The organism is Streptomyces sp. WAC06614 (genome assembly GCF_003949795.1).
GTDB lineage: Bacteria > Actinomycetota > Actinomycetes > Streptomycetales > Streptomycetaceae > Streptomyces.
On record NZ_RPRY01000674.1, the window covers coordinates 1 to 1,322 of the forward strand.

The 1,322-nt window shown below is 74.1% G+C and carries 2 protein-coding genes; both read right to left on the reverse strand.

The window, feature by feature from the left end:
• Positions 1 to 241, reverse strand: a 241-nt coding sequence (locus EF918_RS35800) for a carotenoid oxygenase family protein (protein ID WP_185922096.1), incomplete at its 3' end; no start/stop codon positions are given.
• The coding region (locus EF918_RS35805; RefSeq protein ID WP_125652988.1) for an MFS transporter at positions 238 to 1,322 on the reverse strand (1,085 nt) is incomplete at its 5' end. The genes EF918_RS35800 and EF918_RS35805, both read right to left, overlap by 4 nt.

Genomic DNA, 1,322 nt, shown 5'->3' on the forward strand with positions numbered 1-1,322 from the left:
TGTGGATCCAGCGGTTGCGGTACCACTCGGCGTGGCCGTTGCGCAGGCGGATGCCGTGGACCATGCCGCTGCCTTTGAACCAGTGGGTGGGGGTGATGCCGGGTTTGGGGTTGTGGCTGTTGCGGATGAGGCGGCCGGTGAGTTCGGGGGGGAGGGTGCCTTCGACGGTGAGGGTGGTGGCGGTGATCTCGTCGGTGACGGGGGTGTAGTGGCCGGTGAGGTAGGGCTTGGCAGCAGTCACGGCAGGAGCCTTTCTGCAGGGGTGCGAGGTGTCGTGGGACGGGGTGTCGTGGTGCGGGGTGTCGTGGTACGCGGTGCGGTCAGGAAGAGGGCGAGGAGGGCGGTGGCGCCGATCACCGCGGCCGAGACCCCGAAGGCGGCGCGGTAGCCGGCGGTGAGGGCCTCCAGGTGCGGCTGACGCTCCGCGGCCCGCGCGGTGACGGAGCCGGCCAGGGTGGCGAGCGCCGCGAGACCGACGGCCCCGCCGACCTGGCGGGTGGTGTTCACCAGCCCGCCGGCCAGGCCCGCGTCCTGCGGCGGGACTCCGTCCACGGCGAGCGCGGTGAGCCCCACGAAGGCGATGCTCAGGCCGAGGCCCACCAGGACGCTCGGGCCGAGGACATCGGCGGCGTAACTGCCGTCGGCGCTGATCCGGGACAGCCACAGCAGGCCGGCCGCCTCCGTGGCCAGGGCCGCGGTCACCGTCGCGGTGGGGCCGAGCAGCCGGGCGATCCGCGGTGCCACCGCCGCGCCGGCCATGTTGGCGACGGCGAGCGGCAGTTGACCGGCCCCCGTGGAGAGGGGGCCCATCCCGAGGACCTGTTGCTGGTAGAGCGGCAGGAAGAAGAACAGGGCGATCCATACCGACCCCAGCAGCGCCATCAGCACATTGCCCGCGGCGACCCGACCGGTGGTGAACAGCCGCGGCGGTACCAGGGCGTTCGGCCGGCGGAGCTCGATCACCACGAAGGCCGCGAGCAGCACGGCCGAGCCGGCGAGGGCGACCAGCACCCCGGCGTCCGTCCAGCCGGCGCTCCGTGCGGTGGTCAGGGCCCAGACCAGCAAGGTAAACGCCAGGGTGATGGTGGCCGCGCCCAGCAGGTCGAACCGCTCTGCCCGCCGGCCGGATCGCGGCTCGGCCGCCTCCCGGCCGGCGCCGGCCCCGTCCGACGACGGTACGAGCGCCACGACGGCCACCAGGACCAGCGCCGCACCGAACGCCACGGAGTGGAAGACCCAGGGCCAGCCCCACGCCTGGGTCAGCACACCGCCCAGGAGCACGCCGCCGGCCCCACCCGCTCCCGAGACCGCGCCCCACACCC